This is a genomic window from Psychrobacter immobilis, assembly GCF_904846235.1.
GTDB classification, from domain to species: domain Bacteria; phylum Pseudomonadota; class Gammaproteobacteria; order Pseudomonadales; family Moraxellaceae; genus Psychrobacter; species Psychrobacter immobilis_C.
Map to the genome: position 1 here is coordinate 1 of NZ_CAJGZN010000068.1, position 514 is coordinate 514.

The window sequence follows — 514 nt, forward strand, 5'->3', positions numbered from 1 at the left end:
CAATAGGTGCATAGCCATGAGAGCGGATGGTCTCAGCCTCGAAGCCACTCTCATCCATGTATACAATTGCATAGCCTTGAGCGATGTAGTCGCCCAGTTTACTTAGATATTTAGCTCTGTTTAATGGGCAAGCTTTTGGATGCTCTAAGGTCTTTTTTTTGACTGATACCAAGACGTTTTAAAGCGGCCTCGATGCCCGACTTACTACAGCCAAAACGCTGTGCTCTCTCGTACATGTAATCGTCTGGATGCTGTTCAACATCTTTTAATAAAGCTTCGTTAGGTATTTTACTGGGTGGTTTATTGCGAGTGAGTTTAATACTAGGATCTTTGAGCCAATTCTGTAGCGTGGCCTTACTAATGTCATAAAATGCACAAGCTTGTCTGATACTCATATCTTGTTGTTTAACACTTTTAATCACTTGAGCACGGAAGTCTGCTGAATAAGTCATAATCTTTTTACTTTTCGCTTGTTTTAAAACGACTGTACCACTTTTATAAAAGATCTACTATA

General features: G+C 39.7%; 1 protein-coding gene. It reads right to left on the minus strand.

The window, feature by feature from the left end:
* Nucleotides 1-110: 110 nt before the first annotated feature.
* Nucleotides 111-452: an IS630 transposase-related protein gene (locus JMX07_RS13555; protein ID WP_173239480.1), complete on the minus strand. Its 342-nt coding sequence runs from the start codon at nucleotides 450-452 to the stop codon at nucleotides 111-113.
* Between the last annotated feature and the right edge of the window lie 62 nt (nucleotides 453-514).